General features: G+C 69.6%; 19 protein-coding genes. 5 read left to right on the top strand and 14 right to left on the bottom strand.

Annotation, left to right across the window (positions count from 1 at the left end; genetic code table 11):
* Nucleotides 1-4: 4 nt before the first annotated feature.
* Nucleotides 5-1,453 (bottom strand): glycine hydroxymethyltransferase, encoded by a 1,449-nt coding sequence (locus G7071_RS13280; protein WP_166319532.1) that lies wholly within the window; start codon nucleotides 1,451-1,453, stop codon nucleotides 5-7.
* 347 nt (nucleotides 1,454-1,800) lie between these two features.
* Here G7071_RS13280 and G7071_RS13275 point away from each other — a divergent pair, with 347 nt between their 5' ends.
* From G7071_RS13275 to G7071_RS13260, 4 genes are all read left to right on the top strand, one after another.
* On the top strand, nucleotides 1,801-3,519 hold the full coding sequence (locus G7071_RS13275; RefSeq protein ID WP_166319530.1) for a nitrite/sulfite reductase: 1,719 nt from the start codon (nucleotides 1,801-1,803) through the stop codon (nucleotides 3,517-3,519).
* Nucleotides 3,519-3,686, top strand: coding sequence for a hypothetical protein (locus G7071_RS13270; RefSeq protein ID WP_166319528.1), 168 nt, complete (start codon nucleotides 3,519-3,521; stop codon nucleotides 3,684-3,686). The genes G7071_RS13275 and G7071_RS13270 overlap by 1 nt, the downstream gene beginning before the upstream one ends.
* Nucleotides 3,683-4,423 carry a phosphoadenylyl-sulfate reductase gene (locus G7071_RS13265; protein ID WP_166319526.1) on the top strand — a complete coding sequence of 247 codons (741 nt, stop codon included), beginning with the start codon at nucleotides 3,683-3,685 and terminating at the stop codon, nucleotides 4,421-4,423. The genes G7071_RS13270 and G7071_RS13265 overlap by 4 nt, the downstream gene beginning before the upstream one ends.
* Nucleotides 4,424-4,493: 70 nt before the next feature.
* Complete coding sequence (locus G7071_RS13260; protein WP_166319524.1) at nucleotides 4,494-5,237, top strand: sirohydrochlorin chelatase; 744 nt, start codon at nucleotides 4,494-4,496, stop codon at nucleotides 5,235-5,237.
* Between the two features lie 19 nt (nucleotides 5,238-5,256).
* Here the strand turns inward: G7071_RS13260 and G7071_RS18760 are convergent, their stop codons facing one another.
* Genes G7071_RS18760 through G7071_RS13245 form a run of 4 tightly spaced genes read right to left on the bottom strand, consistent with a single transcriptional unit; the run spans nucleotide 5,257 to nucleotide 7,775 of the window.
* Nucleotides 5,257-5,637 (bottom strand): DUF3037 domain-containing protein, encoded by a 381-nt coding sequence (locus G7071_RS18760; RefSeq protein ID WP_206062811.1) that lies wholly within the window; start codon nucleotides 5,635-5,637, stop codon nucleotides 5,257-5,259.
* A complete protein-coding gene (locus G7071_RS13255; protein ID WP_246209996.1) occupies nucleotides 5,634-6,410 on the bottom strand; it encodes a HipA family kinase in 777 nt (258 codons plus the stop codon). Before G7071_RS13255 ends, G7071_RS18760 begins: the two co-directional genes overlap by 4 nt.
* Entirely contained in the window at nucleotides 6,407-7,258 is an 852-nt protein-coding gene (locus tag G7071_RS13250) for a PPK2 family polyphosphate kinase (RefSeq protein ID WP_166319522.1), read from the bottom strand. Before G7071_RS13250 ends, G7071_RS13255 begins: the two co-directional genes overlap by 4 nt.
* A 34-nt stretch (nucleotides 7,259-7,292) precedes the next feature.
* The gene (locus G7071_RS13245; protein WP_246209995.1) at nucleotides 7,293-7,775 is read right to left on the bottom strand and encodes a GNAT family N-acetyltransferase; all 483 of its coding nucleotides are present in this window, start codon (nucleotides 7,773-7,775) and stop codon (nucleotides 7,293-7,295) included.
* Nucleotides 7,776-7,831: 56 nt separating this feature from the next.
* On the opposite strand from G7071_RS13245, the gene G7071_RS19345 reads away from it, so the two are divergent.
* Complete coding sequence (locus tag G7071_RS19345; RefSeq protein ID WP_246209994.1) at nucleotides 7,832-8,002, top strand: hypothetical protein; 171 nt, start codon at nucleotides 7,832-7,834, stop codon at nucleotides 8,000-8,002.
* A 13-nt stretch (nucleotides 8,003-8,015) separates the two neighbouring features.
* Here G7071_RS19345 and G7071_RS13240 read toward each other — a convergent pair whose 3' ends face one another.
* The 9 genes from G7071_RS13240 to G7071_RS13200 form a co-directional block, all read right to left on the bottom strand.
* Complete coding sequence (locus G7071_RS13240; protein ID WP_166319520.1) at nucleotides 8,016-8,657, bottom strand: regulatory protein RecX; 642 nt, start codon at nucleotides 8,655-8,657, stop codon at nucleotides 8,016-8,018.
* Complete coding sequence (recA, locus tag G7071_RS13235) at nucleotides 8,647-9,699, bottom strand: recombinase RecA (protein ID WP_166319518.1); 1,053 nt, start codon at nucleotides 9,697-9,699, stop codon at nucleotides 8,647-8,649. Before recA ends, G7071_RS13240 begins: the two co-directional genes overlap by 11 nt.
* Nucleotides 9,700-9,886: 187 nt before the next feature.
* The gene (locus tag G7071_RS13230) at nucleotides 9,887-11,131 is read right to left on the bottom strand and encodes an MFS transporter (protein ID WP_166319516.1); all 1,245 of its coding nucleotides are present in this window, start codon (nucleotides 11,129-11,131) and stop codon (nucleotides 9,887-9,889) included.
* The gene (locus tag G7071_RS13225) at nucleotides 11,128-11,322 is read right to left on the bottom strand and encodes a DUF3046 domain-containing protein (RefSeq protein ID WP_166319514.1); all 195 of its coding nucleotides are present in this window, start codon (nucleotides 11,320-11,322) and stop codon (nucleotides 11,128-11,130) included. Before G7071_RS13225 ends, G7071_RS13230 begins: the two co-directional genes overlap by 4 nt.
* Nucleotides 11,319-11,933 carry a class I SAM-dependent methyltransferase gene (locus G7071_RS13220; RefSeq protein ID WP_166319512.1) on the bottom strand — a complete coding sequence of 205 codons (615 nt, stop codon included), beginning with the start codon at nucleotides 11,931-11,933 and terminating at the stop codon, nucleotides 11,319-11,321. Before G7071_RS13220 ends, G7071_RS13225 begins: the two co-directional genes overlap by 4 nt.
* A complete protein-coding gene (locus tag G7071_RS13215; RefSeq protein ID WP_206062810.1) occupies nucleotides 11,930-12,454 on the bottom strand; it encodes a DinB family protein in 525 nt (174 codons plus the stop codon). The genes G7071_RS13220 and G7071_RS13215 overlap by 4 nt, the downstream gene beginning before the upstream one ends.
* An 18-nt stretch (nucleotides 12,455-12,472) precedes the next feature.
* A complete protein-coding gene (locus tag G7071_RS13210; protein ID WP_166319510.1) occupies nucleotides 12,473-13,261 on the bottom strand; it encodes an ABC transporter permease in 789 nt (262 codons plus the stop codon).
* Complete coding sequence (locus G7071_RS13205; RefSeq protein ID WP_166319508.1) at nucleotides 13,258-14,055, bottom strand: ABC transporter permease; 798 nt, start codon at nucleotides 14,053-14,055, stop codon at nucleotides 13,258-13,260. The genes G7071_RS13210 and G7071_RS13205 overlap by 4 nt, the downstream gene beginning before the upstream one ends.
* The gene (locus tag G7071_RS13200) at nucleotides 14,055-14,990 is read right to left on the bottom strand and encodes an ABC transporter ATP-binding protein (protein WP_425489394.1); all 936 of its coding nucleotides are present in this window, start codon (nucleotides 14,988-14,990) and stop codon (nucleotides 14,055-14,057) included. The genes G7071_RS13205 and G7071_RS13200 overlap by 1 nt, the downstream gene beginning before the upstream one ends.
* Nucleotides 14,991-15,064 lie beyond the last annotated feature (74 nt).

Genomic DNA, 15,064 nt, shown 5'->3' with positions numbered 1-15,064 from the left:
GGCTTCAGCCCAGCACCAGACCGGGATAGAGCGGGTTCTTCTCCAGCAGCTCGTCAGCGCCTTCCTGGACGCGCTGCGCCACGCCGTCGGCCAGGACGTAGGAGGCCTTGCTGGGCTCGCCCGCCTTGGTCGTCCCCGGCTGCGTGTTGGTCAACACCTCGATGATCAGCTCGGCCACCCGGTCGAACTCGTCGTGGCCGAAGCCGCGGGTGGTGAGCGCGGGGGTGCCCAGGCGGATACCGGAGGTGTACCACGCGCCATTCGGGTCGCCGGGGATCGAGTTGCGGTTGGTCACCACGCCGGCGTCGAGCAGAGCCGACTCGGCCTGCCGGCCGGTCAGTCCGTAGCCGGACACGTCGAGCAGGACGATGTGGTTGTCCGTGCCGCCTGTGACGAGCCGCGCGTCCCGCGTCAGGAAGCCTTCGGCGAGCGACTTCGCGTTGTCGGCGATCGACTGCGCATAGGTGGCGAACGACGGCTGCCGGGCCTCGGCGAAGGCCACTGCCTTGGCCGCCATCACGTGCGAGAGGGGTCCGCCGAGCACCATCGGGCAGCCCCGGTCGACGTCGGCCGCGAACTCCTCCTGGGCCAGCACCATGCCGCCGCGAGGACCGCGGAGCGACTTGTGCGTCGTCGTGGTGGTGATGTGGGCGTGCGGGACGGGGTCCTCGTCACCGGTGAAGATCTTGCCGGCGACCAGCCCGGCGAAGTGCGCCATGTCGACCATCAGCACGGCGCCCACCTCGTCTGCGATCTCCCGCATCTTCGCGAAGTTCACCCTGCGGGGGTATGCCGAGTAGCCGGCCACCAGGACCAGGGGCTTGAACTCGCGCGCCTTGGCGGCGACGACGTCGTAGTCGAGCAACCCGGTCTCCGGGTCGGTGCCGTACTGCTGCTGGTGGAACATCTTGCCGCTGATGTTGGGTCGGAAGCCGTGGGTGAGGTGGCCACCGGCGTCGAGCGACATCCCCAGCAGTCGCTGGTTGCCGAACTCGTGGCGCAACGACTCCCAGTCAGCCTCGGTCAGCTCGTTCACGTTCTTGGCGCCGAGGCGCTTCAGGGTCGGGGTCTCCACCCGGTTGGCAAGGATCGACCAGAACGCGACGAGGTTGGCGTCGATACCGGAGTGGGGCTGCACATAGGCGTAGGGCGCCCCGAAGAGCTCGCGTGCGTGCTCGGCGGCCAACGACTCGACCGTGTCGACGTTCTGGCAGGCGGCATAGAAGCGGTGTCCGACGGTGCCTTCTGCGTACTTGTCGCTGAACCAGGTCCCCATCGTCAGCAGCACTGCCGGCGAGGCGTAGTTCTCCGATGCGATCAGCTTGAGCGAGCCTCGCTGGTCGGCGAGCTCCTGGCGCGTGGCGGCCGCGATCCGCGGCTCGACCGACTCGATGACTTGCAACGCCTGCTCGTAGGCGCCGCTGGTGAGCTGGGACAGGCTGGCATCCGTCATGGCCCAAAGCCTAGGGCCCCGGGGGCGAGGCGCCCGCAACGGCAGTGTGACCTGCACCGCATCCGGGCCCACGAACCCGCTGAACCACGCAGGGCTGTCTCACTATTCGGAGCATCGTCTCTCATCATGAGATTTCGCCTTGTCGGAAGGGTGTCCGAGCGTTGAGACTCCTTGACATGACACTTGCTGCCACCTCCAAGTTCCTCGTGGTTCGACGCCACGTGGACTTCGGTCGTATGCGCAGCATGTTGTGTTGGCATCGCTGATTCGCCGCCAGTCCCAGCTCTTCCGCACTCTCCGCGCCCAGCGTTGCGCGCGGCCCTCAGCGAACAGGAACCACCCTCGCCATGCCTGACCTGCGCTTCAAGCCAGAGCCCGCCCAGCACACCGAGATCCCGCGCCCGAAGCGCGCTGAGGGGCAATGGGCGCTCGGCTACACCGAGCCGCTGAACAAGAACGAGCAGTCCAAGAAGGACGACGACCCGCTCAACGTTCGCGACCGGATCCTCTACACCTACTCCAAGCGCGGCTTCGACTCGATCGACCCGGCCGACCTGCGCGGTCGCTTCCGCTGGATGGGGCTCTACACCCAGCGGGCACCCGGCTTCGACGGTGGCAAGACCGCCCAGCTCGAGGAGGAGGAGCTCGACGACCGCTTCTTCATGATGCGGGTGCGAACCGACGGCCAGGTGCTCGACGCCGCGGCCCTGCGCGCGCTGGGCGAGTGCTCCACCGAGTTCGCCCGCAACACCGCCGACATCACCGACCGCAACAACATCCAGTACCACTGGATCGACGTGGTCGACGTGCCGGCGATCTGGGAGCGTCTCGAGGGCGCCGGCCTCACCACGGTCGAAGCCTGCGGCGACAGCCCGCGGCCCTTCCTCGGCTCGCCGGTCGCGGGCATCGCCAAGGACGAGATCATCGACGGCTCGCCGGCGCTCGAGGAGATCAAGCGCCTGGCGCTCAACAACCCCGAGTTCTCCAACCTGCCGAGGAAGTTCAAGACCGCCCTCACCGGTCACCCGAGCCACGACGTGGCCCCCGAGGTCAACGACGTCTCGTTCGTCGGCACGATCCACCCCGAGCACGGCCCCGGCTTCGACCTGTGGGTCGGCGGTGGGCTCTCCACCAACCCGATGCTCGCGCAGAAGCTCGGCGTCTGGATCCCCCTCGACCAGGTCGCCGAGGCCTGGGCCGGCGTCGCCGGCATCTTCCGCGACTACGGCTACCGCCGTCTGCGCTCCAAGGCCCGGCTGAAGTTCCTGGTCGCCGACTGGGGCAAGGAGAAGTTCCGCGAAGTGCTGGAGAAGGAATACCTCGGCCACCCGCTGGTCGACTGCCCCTCCCCCGCCACCCCGCTCGCGCAGGGCGACCACGTCGGAGTCCACGAGCAGAAGGACGGCAAGTTCTTCATCGGTGCGACGCCGGTCGTGGGACGCATCGACGGCACCACGCTGACGGCCCTCGGTGACCTCGTCGAGCGCTACGGCGCCGTGGGCGCCCGGCTCACGGCCTACCAGAAGCTCGTGGTGATCGGCGTGGACGGAGCCGACACCGAGGCGTTCGCCGACGACCTGGAGAAGATCGGCCTGACGGCGCGGCCCAGCAACTGGCGGCGTACGGCGATGGCGTGCACCGGGATCGAGTTCTGCAAGCTCGCGATCGTCGACACCAAGGAGCGTGCCCGCCGACTGGTCGGGGAGCTGGAGAAGCGCTTCCCTGACCTGGACACGGCCATCTCGATCAACGTCAACGGTTGTCCCAACGCGTGTGCGCGCACCCAGGTCGCGGACATCGGCCTCAAGGGCATGCTGGTCCTGGACGGGTCGGGCAACCAGGTCGAGGGCTTCCAGGTGCACCTCGGCGGTGCACTCGGCCTGCGGGCCGGTTTCGGTCGCAAGCTGCGCGCCCACAAGGTCACGAGCGCCGGGCTCGACGACTACGTCACCAACGTCGTCACCGCCTACCTCGCCGACCGCACCGACGGCGAGGACTTCGCAACCTGGACCGTCCGCGCCGACGAGGTGCACCTGCGCGGCGAGAAGGTCGTCGAGGCGGTCTGATGTCCGAGCGCGCGACGGCCAACCACTGCCCCTACTGCGCCGAGACCGACCTCTGGCCTCGGGAGCTGGGGTGGGAATGCCGCTCGTGCCTGCGCGCGTTCGACGTGAAATACCTCGGCATGGTCCGCCCTGCCCGACCCGCCACCGACCCGGGAGGTGAACGATGAGTCTCTCCACCCAGGCGGCCCGCGCCTTCAAGGGCACCCACACGGCCGGCCGTAGCCCCGAGGAGCTGCGCGAGCTCGTCTCCCACGTCGGAGCCGAGCTGGAGCTCGCCCCTGCCGAGAACATCATCGAATGGGCCGTGGCCACCTTCGGGGAACGTTTCTGCGTCACCTCGTCCATGGGGGACGCCGTGCTCGCCCACCTCGCGGCCAAGGTGGCTCCCGGGGTCGACGTCGTGTTCCTCGACACGGGCTACCACTTCGCCGAGACCATCGGCACCCGCGACGCGGTGGAGGCGACCTTGCCGGTCAACCTGATCACCATCTCGCCGGTGCAGAGCGTGGCTGAGCAGGACGCGGCACACGGCAAGGACCTCTACAAGACCGACCCGGACCTGTGCTGCAAGCTGCGCAAGGTGCAGCCGCTGGCCGAGTCACTGGCCGGCTACGACGCGTGGGCGACCGGGCTGCGCCGTGCCGAGACCCACAACCGGGTGATCGCCCCGGTGGTGGGCTGGGACGCGCGCAAGCAGAAGGTCAAGGTCTCGCCGATCGCTCGTTGGAGCGACGAGCAGGTCGAGCGCTATGTCGTGGACAACGGCGTCCTGGTCAACCCGCTCGTCTATGACAACTACCCGAGCATCGGCTGCTGGCCGTGCACGCGTCGGGTCGCGCCGGGCGACGACCCGCGCAGCGGCCGCTGGGCCGGCACGAACAAGACCGAGTGCGGGATCCACTGATGAAGACGTCCTGCCACCGCGACAACGGCGTCGCTCCGCTCACCACCCCCCGAGAAGGGAGGCCCCGCTGATGGCCGCTCCTGCACTGGTTGCGCTGGCTCACGGAAGCCGCGACCCCCGCTCCGCCGCGACGATCAAGGCCTTGGTTTCCGAGGTCAAGACCATGCGCCCCGACCTGCGGATCGAGACGGCGTTCCTCGACCTTTCCAAGCCCTCGTTCGACACGGTCGTCGATCGCCTGGTGAAGGCCGGCTTCGACGAGATCGTCGTCGTTCCGCTGCTGCTGACCGAGGCCTTCCACGCCAAGGTGGACGTCCCCGAGGCGATCGCCGCCGCCACCGCGCGCCACCAGGGCCTCAAGATCTGTGCGACCCGGGTGCTGGGTATGGAGACGGCCTTCCTCGAGGTGCTCGACGTCCGGCTGCGCGAGGCGTTGAAGGACAACCGCGTGCGCGAGCTCGACGCGCTCGTGCTGGCAGCGGCCGGCTCGTCGGATCCGCTCGCCAACCAGGCCGTCGCTCGGCTGGCCCGCACCTGGGGCACGCGTCACAAGCTGCCGGTGACGGCAGCCTTCGCGTCCGCGGCTCCACCGGCGGCCGGCGAGGCGGTTCGAGCCTTCCGGGCCGAGGGCCGGCGCCACATCGCGGTGGCTTCCTTCTTCCTGGCGCCGGGCTTCCTGCCCGACCGGGTGGCGGAGCTGGCCGACGAGGCAGGCGCGGTCGCCGTCTCCGAGCCCCTTGGCGCCCACCCGGAGGTCGCCCGCGTGATCCTGGCGCGCTACGCCGTCGGCGCCGTGGAGCTCGTGCCTGTCTGAGCCCTGCCCTGCTCGCGCGTCACCCGACCAGTCGCTCCAGGAGTCGCTCGAGCTCACGGCCGGGATCACCCGTCACCCCTCCGTGCACGGGGCCCGGCTGGATGACGGTGCTGCGCGGTGCCTTGAGGAAGCCGAAGCGGCGCCCGGGTGGCTGACCGGCCGCCGACCCGCCCCGCTCCTCGCCTCGGCACACAGCTTCGACGAAGGCCAGCGCGGAGCGGACAGCCTCGAGGTCGAGGCCAGGGTCCATGGCCCGGAGGCGCTCGTCGGTGCACCGCCAGGCGACGTCGAGGAACCCTGCGGACTCACAGTGGAGCACCACGCCGACGTTGACGAACTCCTCGCGCTCCGGCCGGGGCACGCAGCGCAGCACGACGTACTGGTAGGACGCGCGCGTCATCGCGACTTCCCGGGCAACCAGTCGCGGGTCGCCAGGCGCGCGGCGAGGAACTCCTCGTAGACGGCGCGGAGCTCGGCGGCCGTGGCCGTCCCCGGCACTGGCTCCAGCCAGTTGTCGGGCACCTGCGCGAGGACCTCGGCAAGCTGGCCACGGTCGAGCAGCCCGCTGATCCGCTCGTCGGCGGCCGGCAGGGCCGCGACCCGGGCCTCCATCACGTGGTCGGTGATGTCCCAGGCCTGGCGCGCGAAGCGGGCCGGATCGGTCGCTCCCCCGCTCCAGCCGTGGTGGAAGTAGAGCGAGGCGCCGTGGTCGATCGCCCACAGCTCGCCGTGCCATACGAGCAGGTTGGGGTTCTTCCACGACCTGTCCACGTTGGCGGTGAAGGCGTCGAGCCAGAGCACGGAGCCTGCTTCGTCGTCACCCACCACGAACTCGGGGTCGTAGCCGAAGGCGCCGGGCAGGAAGTCGACACCCAGGTTGAGGCCGTGGCTGGCGTTGAGGAGGTCCTGGACCTCTTCGTCGGCCTCGTAGCGGGCGATCTCCGGGTCGAGGTCGAGGGCGACGAGTCGAGGCGTGCGCAGGCCGATGCGCCGGGCCAGCTCACTGACGATCACCTCTGCGACCAGGACCTTGAGGCCCTGTCCCGCCCCGCGGAACTTGCAGACATGCGTCCCCAGGTCGTCCGCCTCCACGACCCCGGGCAGGCTGCCCCCCTCACGAAGCGGCGTGACGTAGCGCGTGACCCCGACGGTCGGCAGACCCGGGGCGCTCACGCCGGGGGCTTCTCGTCGGCGAGCCGACGCTTCTGCTCCTCGACGTCGAAGTCGGCCTTCGGCCACGTCAGGTCGAGACCGCGCAGGGTGTGGAGCAGCAGCTGGGCGACGGCAAGGTTGCGGAACCACTTCTTGTCCGCAGGGACGACGTGCCAGGGAGCGGCCTCGCTGTTGGTGCGCTCGATGGCCGTCTCGTAGGCCGCTTGGTAGTCCGCCCACTTCTTCCGCTCGTCGAGGTCTCCGGGGTTGAACTTGTAGTGCTTGTCGGGCTTGTCGAGCCGCCGGAGCAGGCGTGAACGCTGTTCCTCGGCGCTGACATGAAGCATGCACTTGATGATCGTGGTCCCCTCGCCCACCAGGCGCGCCTCGAAGTCGTTGATCGCGCCGTATCGCCGCTCGATCTCCTCCTCGTCGGCGAACCCGCGCACCTTGGCGATGAGCACGTCCTCGTAGTGGGACCGGTCGAAGACACCGATGAAACCCGCCTTCGGCAGACCCCTCTCGATCCGCCAGAGGAAGTCGTGCTCGAGCTCTTCCTCTGTCGGTGCCTTGAAGCTGGTGATCCTCACCCCCTGGGGGTCGACGAGACCCAGTGCGTGTCGCAGCACCCCGCCCTTGCCCGAGGTGTCCATGCCCTGCAGGACGAGGAGCACGCGACGCTCGGAACCGGTCGTGCCCTCGGCCCACAGCCGTTCCTGCAGGTCGGCCAGCTCGTCGCCCAGGGCGAAGAGTGCCCCCTTGCCCTTCTTCTTCTTGCCGTCGAAGCCGGGAGCGGCGTCTGTCTCGATGCTCGCCAGGTCGACAGGGCCGGGGGGCACGCGCAGCGCGTCGGGGATCGCCTCAGTCATGGCCCCATCATGTCCCAGGTCGATCGTTCCCCGCTCAGGCCACGACCAGGTCGATGTCGAGCGTGCAACCCACGACCGTCGCGACCGAGCCGTCACCCTGCGGCTCGTCGAACCACACCCCGCGGGTGAACCCCACCTTCTCCAGCACCCGCAGGCTCGCCTCGTTGCGGTGATCGGGAGCCGCGAAGTAGGCGGAGGCGTCAGGCAGCCGGTGCTGGGCCTTGAGCATCCACGCCCACAGGATCCGCGCTCCGATCCCGCGTCCGACCCACTCCGGCTCGCCGATGGCGTAGTCGAGCCCCACTGCGTCCGGGTCGGGCGCCAGCAGGGCGTAGTCGGGGTGATCGCCGACTCGATAGTCCTGCACGAACCCGACCGAGCGACCGTTGACCTCGGCGATCCAGATGCGGGTCGCAGTCGTGCCGTCGATGTCAGCGGCACAGCGACGCCCGATGGCCTCCGGCGACGGATCTGCGTGGCTCGTCCACCATCGCCGCACGTGGGGGCCTGACGCCACCGCACCAGTAGGGGCAGGTCTCCCCGAGTCGCTGCCCGCAGCGTGACGACCCGGTCGTGGTCGATGACGAACCGCTTGACGTCGCCCCGCAGGTCGATGGGCGCAGGTATGGCGCTCAGCGCCGCCGCAGTGCGCTGCGCTGCCGCTCGCCACGACTCCCCCGCGCGGACGACACCGCTGAGCTCGCGCTCGCGGTCGGCGACGGTGAGTCGAACGAGCCCCGCTGACATGCGGCCCAGCCTAGGGCTCGCCGTCCGCCTCGACCTCGAGCTCGGCCCCCAGCTCCTCCTTCACGACCGCGAAGGCGACCCCCGCGGGGTAGCCCTTGCGAGCGAGCATCCCGACCAGGCGCCGGGTCGCCTTCTGCTGGTCCAGACCCCTCATCGAGCGAAGCTTCTTGCGCACCAGCGCCCGCGCCGCCGCCTGCTCGTCGGCAGGGTCGATCTCGTCGAGCGCGTCGCGGGCGACCTCGTCGGCGATGCCCTTGCGCCGCAGCTCCTGCGCGAGGGCTCGACGGGCCAGGCCCTTGCCGGGTTGTCGCGAGGCGATCCACGCCCGGGCGAAGGCCTCGTCGTCGATGAGCCCCACCTCGGTGAAGCGGGCCAGGAGCCGCTGCGCCACGTCGGCGGGAACGTCCTTCTTCGCCAGCTTGTCGGCCAGCTCCTTGCGCGTGCGCGCCTGGCCGGTCAGGGCATCGAGGAGGATCTTGCGGGCGACGGACTCCGGGGCGGCATCGGGACCTTGAGCCACCGGATCAGGCGGTGGTGGCGCAGGCGGGGCCGCCGATCGCGTCCAGGCCTCGACTCCGGCATGGACGTCACCGATCCACGCCGGAGCCGGTCGGTCCTCGCCGACCGGACCGGCTGCGCGGTCAGAAGTCATTCACACCGATGGGCTCGTCGGAGAGGACCTCGGCCGGAGCATCGACCGTGGGTCCGACGCCGAGCTTCTCCAGGATCTTCTTCTCCAGCTCGTTGGCCAGGTCTGGGTTGTCCTTGAGGAACTTGCGGGCGTTCTCCTTGCCCTGGCCCAGCTGGTCGCCCTCGTAGGTGTACCAGGCGCCGGCCTTGCGGACCAGGCCTGCCTCGACGCCGACGTCGATCAGCCCACCCTCGCGGCTGATCCCCTTGCCATACATGATGTCGAACTCCGCCTGCTTGAACGGCGGGGCCACCTTGTTCTTCACGACCTTGACGCGGGTGCGGTTGCCGACCATGTCGGTGCCGTCCTTGAGCGTCTCGATCCTGCGGACGTCGAGACGCACCGAGGAGTAGAACTTCAACGCCTTGCCACCGGTGGTGGTCTCGGGCGAGCCGAACATGACGCCGATCTTCTCACGCAGCTGGTTGATGAAGATCATCGTGGTGCCGGAGTTGTTGAGGGCGCCGGTCATCTTGCGCAGTGCCTGGCTCATCAACCGCGCCTGGAGGCCGACGTGGCTGTCTCCCATCTCGCCCTCGATCTCCGCGCGAGGCACGAGCGCTGCCACGGAGTCGATCACGATCAGCGACAGCGCACCCGAGCGGATGAGCATGTCGGCGATCTCGAGCGCCTGCTCACCGGAGTCGGGCTGGGAGACCAGCAGGGCGTCGGTGTCGACACCGAGGGCCTTGGCGTAGTCGGGATCGAGGGCGTGCTCGGCGTCGATGAACGCGACGATCCCGCCCGCCGCCTGGGCGTTGGCCACCGCGTGCAGGGCGACCGTCGTCTTTCCGGAGGACTCCGGGCCATAGATCTCCACGACCCGACCGCGGGGCAGACCGCCGAGGCCGAGAGCCACGTCGAGGGCGATGGCACCGGTCGGGATCACCTCCAGCGCAGCGCGGGTCTCATCGCCCAGGCGCATGACCGAGCCCTTGCCGAACGACTTCTCGATGTTGGCGAGCGCTGCATCCAGCGCCTTCGAGCGATCTCCACCAGCCATGTGCGTGTCCTTCTCTACGTGTCGGATTTCAGGTACGTCTTCGACGCTAGAGCGAGCCACCGACAGTGCCTGGTCAGCGCTGCCGAAACCTGTGGAGGACCTCGCTCCCACGTCGTACCTGTGGACACAATCTAGCCCGAACACCTGTTCGATGCAGGATTCCCCCTCGGCGTGTCGAGCACCGGGCTCAGTGCGAGCGCCGGGTCACCACTCCCGCGACGACGACGGCGCCCGCGAGCAGCGCCGCGAACACCGCGAGCACTGGATAGCCGAACCCCTCGACGATCACGCCGGCGAGCGCACCGCCACCAGCGGCGGTCAGTGCCATCGCCATGTCGGAGGTCCCCTGGACGTCGGTGCGGGCCGAGATGGGCGTGCGGTCCGCGATGATCGTGGAGGCAGCCACCGTCGCGAACGACCATCCGAGACCGAGCAGGAACAGCCCGGTGAAGATCTGCCACGAGCTGCCTTCGGGAGCCGAGCCGCACAGCACGAGCGAGACCAGCAGCGTGACCCCGCCTGAGATCAGGACCGGGGGGCGGCCCCACCTGTCGGCGGCCGCGCCGACGAGCGGGGAGAAGGCGAACATGCCCAGCACGTGGAGCGAGATGACGAAGCCGATGAGGTGCAGGTGGGCTCCCCCGTGCTCCATGTGCAGCGGCGTCATGATCATCACGGTCACCATCGCCGCGTGGGCGCACGCCATCGCCACCACCGCCGCACCAACGGCCGGGACGTCGCGGACGGTGGAGGTGAACCGCGACCAGGAGCGCGAGTGCCCATGGTCGTCGTCGAGCGGCGCGGCCGCCTGCGCCAGGAGCAGCGGGTCGGGCCGCAGGAAGACCGCGAGCCAGCCAGCGGCCAGCACGAGCGCGACCGCCCCGATCGCGAAGCCCCCGGTCAGCTCCGGGATCCCGACGACCCGGGCCAGCGCCGCCCCTGCACCCGTCAGGTTGGGCCCGGCGACGGCTCCGATCGTGGTGGCCCACACGACCACCGACAACGCCCGGGCCCGCGTCTCCTCGGGCGCGAGGTCGGTCGCGGCGTAGCGCGACCCGCTGTTCGCCGCCGTGGTGGCTCCCAGCAGGAGGGCGCCCAGCAGCAGCACTGCCATCGAGTCGATCACCCCCGCCACGACGGCCAGCACGGCCCCGGCCGCACCGAGGAGATAGCCCGTCACCAGCCCGAGGCGGCGACCCCGCCGCCGCATCAGGCGAGCCAGCACGAACGCAGCGCCGGCGGTGCCGAGCACCTGGAAGGTCTGGGCCAGGCCGGCCATGCTCTCGCTGCCCGAGATGTCGCGCGCCAGCAGCGAAGCGGTCGCCACGCCGATGGTGACGCCGACTGCGCCCACCGCCTGGGAGACGACGAGGGTGCGCACCGTGCGCGCCTGGACCGCGGCGACATCCACCGTCGGCGCCTGGACCGTCATCGCTCGGACTCCGCGAGCTCGAGGGCGCGCCAGACTGCGGCCCAGACGATCCTGGGCGGGACACCGGCCTCGAGTGCCTCGACGGTCGTCCGGTTGTCGAGCTCGGTGAGCACGAACAGCTCGGCCCAGGACCTCGACGAGTGTGATCCCAGGGCGCGATCGAGCCGGGCCCAGAACTCGGTGTGCCTCACGCGCGCACCGCCAGGACCTCGAGCCACGGCTGGCCGGCCCTGCTGTCCACCTGGGACGTGATCTCGACGTCGTTCCAGCCGGCACCGGCGACGACCTCGCGCAGCGGGTCTGCACGCCAATAGGTGAAGTGACGCGGGTTGCTGATCGAGCCGTGGGTGGACCAGCCCTCCCCGTCGCCCTCCTTGACCGACATCCTGAGGAACCCGCCTGACCTGGTGACCTCCGCCAGCCGAGCCATCACCGTCGGCAGGTCGGTGCGGGCGACGTGCAACAGCGACGCGTTGGCCCACACCGCGTCGTAGGCGCCGTCGGGAGAACCCAGGTCGTCGCGCAGCGGGTCGATCACGTCCGCATCGTGGCCCTGCTCGCGGAGCAGGGTCACGAACGCGGGCGTGATGTCGGTGCGGCGCACTCGCAGGCCCAGGTGCTCCATCAGCCGAGCGTCTCGTCCACCGCCACTCCCGACCTCCAGGACGCGAGCACCGCGGCCGAGCCGGGCGACGAGGTCCTCGATGTCGCGCCGCACTGAGTCGGGCATGAAGGCACCGTTCACTGCGTATGCCGCCGCGTCGGTCTCGTAGGCATCGACCGTGGCGTCGCGCGAGCTCATGCGCCCACGTCGTGGACGTGGTGCACGACGTCGTGCAGGTGGTAGAGGCCGAGCGTCTCGAGGGTGAACTCGCTGCCGTTGGAGCGCAAGCCGCGCCGGCCGGCCGTCTGGGGGGTCACGGTGGAGTAGAGGCCGGCGACGTGACCTGCGGCCTCGATCAGGTCGAGGTCGACGACAGCCGGGTCCTGGTCGGCGTAGGCCGCGTCGATCGCCGCCTGGTCCTGGTCCCAGTTGGCGAAGACCGGCACGTCCTGGCTCAGGATCAGCTCGACGCGTTCGCCGAAGATCCGGTGCACGTCGCGGACGTGGCAGGCGTATTCGAGCGGCGACCACGTCTCGGGCGCGGGGCGCTCGCGGACACCGGGGCGGCGCAGCACCTGAGAGAAGACCATGGCCGTGTCGTGGAGCAGTCGAGGCACGTCTGCCAACGACTGCGCGTGCGGGTCGAACCCGCATTCGGGGCAGGCCCGGTCGATGACCCAGGTCCAGTCCTTGGTGTCGGGCTCGAGGGGCTGTGGCACGGGCATCATCGTGTCACCTCAGGTGCGGAGCAGCGTATCGAGGCGCCGACGGACGACCACCATGCCGAGGAGCCCCATCGCGAGGAGGTAGAGCACGGAGACCCCGCTCGCCCACGTCGGTTCACCGGTCGTCAGCTCTCGACAGAGGACGACCCCGCGATAGAGGGGCGTCGCCTCGACGACCCAGCGGACCGCACCGTCGCCGTAGGCCTCGACCGGGAAGAACGTCGCCGAGAACAAGAACATCGGCAGCTGGACCAGGGTGATCTTGTCGAAGTCCTGGAAGGACTTCATCCACGTCGTCCACGCCATGAAGACCGCGCTGAACGCGAAGCCGATGAGCAGCGTCGCCGGCAGCGCCAGCACGGCCCACCAGGAGTGCACCAGGCCCATGGCAAGCATGACGAGGAGGAAGGCAGCGGAGTAGGAAGCACCTCGCAGCTGGCCCCAGAGGATCTCGCCCCGCGCGACGTCGGCGGTGGTCAGGGGGGTCGCCAGCATCTGGTCGTAGAGCTTGTCGTACTTCAGCTTGAAGAAGACGTTGTAGGTGGAGTCGAGCAGGGCGCCGTTGAAGGCCGAGGCCGCCAGCATGCCGGGCGCGACGAACTCGGCATAGGGAATGGGCTGGCCGTTGAGCTCGAACGACTCGATCAGCTGGCCGACACCGATCCCGATGGAGAACAGGTAGAGGACCGGCTCGAGGAAGCCGGTCAGGAACAGCTTCCAGTAGCGCTTGTAGGTCGTGTAGTTGCGGAGGGTGATCGCCCCCAGGGCCTGCCTCGGGCTGATCGGGCTCGCGGTCGTCACGAGCCCAACCTCTGCTCGAGGCCGCGGGTCGCCCAGCGCCAGCCGAGGGCAGTGATGACGACCAGGACCAGCACGTGGACCAGGGCCGTCGTCGCGTCAACGGTGTCGAGGCAGAGCATCCGGGTGAGGTCGACGCCGTGCCAGAGCGGAGTCAGCCGGGCGACCCAGCCGAGGACGGGTCCGAGGTTGTCGATCGGGAAGAACGATCCGGAGAACAGCACCAGCGGCACGACCCCGAGCCGATAGATCACGCCGTAGCCCTCCTCCGACGTCATCCGGGCACTGATGCCGAAGACGACGGTCGCGAACGCCATCCCGAGGAGGATCAGCCCGAACCACGCCAGGACCGGCCCCCACCAGGTCACGAAGACCCCGAACGGGGCGAGCACCAGCAGGAACACCGCGCAGGCGGAGGCGATGCGGAGGGCGACGAAGACGAGGTGGGCGTTGACGATGTCGCACACGCGCAGGGGCGTCGCCATCTGTGCGTGATAGCTGCGGTGCCACTTGATGGCGCCCATGACGGGATAGGTCGTCTCCCCCACGGCAAGCTGCATGGCGTGCGCCGCGACCAGACCCGGGACGAGGAAGGCGAGGTAGGAGGTGGCACCCTCCAGCTCGGCCGGGGCGGCCGAGACGAATCCCCCGAGCAGCACACCCATGCCCACGACGTAGAAGAGCGGCGCCACGAAGGACGAGATCACGCTGCCACGCCAGGTGCGCTTGAACACGGTCCACCAGTAGTCGACCTGACGCAGCACTCCCTCGGCCGCGGCGTTGTGGAGGGTGGCCATCAGTCCACCAGGGTCCGGCCGGTGAGCTTGAGGAAGACGTCCTCCAGCGTGGAGCGGCGCACCAGCACGGCGACCGGCTCGAGTCCCCGCTCGTGGGTCTTGGCGATGACCTCCTCGCCGTCGGCGCTGTAGACCAGGATGCGGTCGGGCAGCACCTCGAGCCGCCCGAGGTCCTCCAGCTTGCCGGCGAGGAGCTCGTGGGTGTTGCCGTCGTCGCTGACGCCGAAGCGCAGCTCCGCGACCTCCCGCGTGGAGTGCTCCTCGATCAGCTCGCGAGGCGAGCCCTCGGCAGCGATGACGCCCTTGTCCATGACGACCAGCCGGTCGCACAGCTGCTCGGCCTCGTCCATGTAGTGGGTGGTCATCACCAGCGTGACCCCGGCCTGCTTGAGGCGGAACAGCTGGTCCCAGAGCACGTGACGCGCCTGGGGGTCCAGGCCGGTCGTCGGCTCGTCGAGCAGGAGGAGGTCAGGCCGGTTGACCAGCGACCGAGCGATGGAGAGCCGGCGCTTCATGCCCCCGGAGAGCTCCTCGACCTTGGCCTTGCGCTTGTCGGTCAGCTGGACGAACTCCAGCAGCTCCTCGGCGCGCTCTCGCACCGTCGCCTTGTCGATGCCGAAGTAGCGGCCGTAGACATAGAGGTTGTCGAAGACGTTGAGCTCGTTGTCGAGGGTGTCCTCCTGGGGGCACACGCCCAGCCGGGCCCGGATGGCCGGGCCGTCCGTCGCCGGGTCGAGGCCCAGGATCCGCAGCTCGCCGGCCGTGGCGGGGCTGACCGTGGCGATCATCCGCATCGTGCTCGACTTGCCCGCCCCGTTGGGTCCGAGGAAGCCGAACGCTTCGCCGCGGCGTACGTCGACGTCGATGCCCTTCACGGCCTCGAACCCGCCGAAGGACTTGCGCAGGCCGCGGGCGCGGATCATCGGTTCGCTCACGATCAACGAGCCTAGATCAGCGCACCGACGACGCCGATCGACTTTCCCTGCCCATCGACCTGGGGCTCGTCCGG

Origin of the sequence: Nocardioides piscis, assembly GCF_011300215.1 — a bacterium.
Lineage (GTDB): Bacteria > Actinomycetota > Actinomycetes > Propionibacteriales > Nocardioidaceae > Nocardioides > Nocardioides piscis.
The sequence above is the reverse complement of the archived record's forward strand: the minus strand, read 5'-3'. Positions and strand labels throughout refer to the sequence as shown.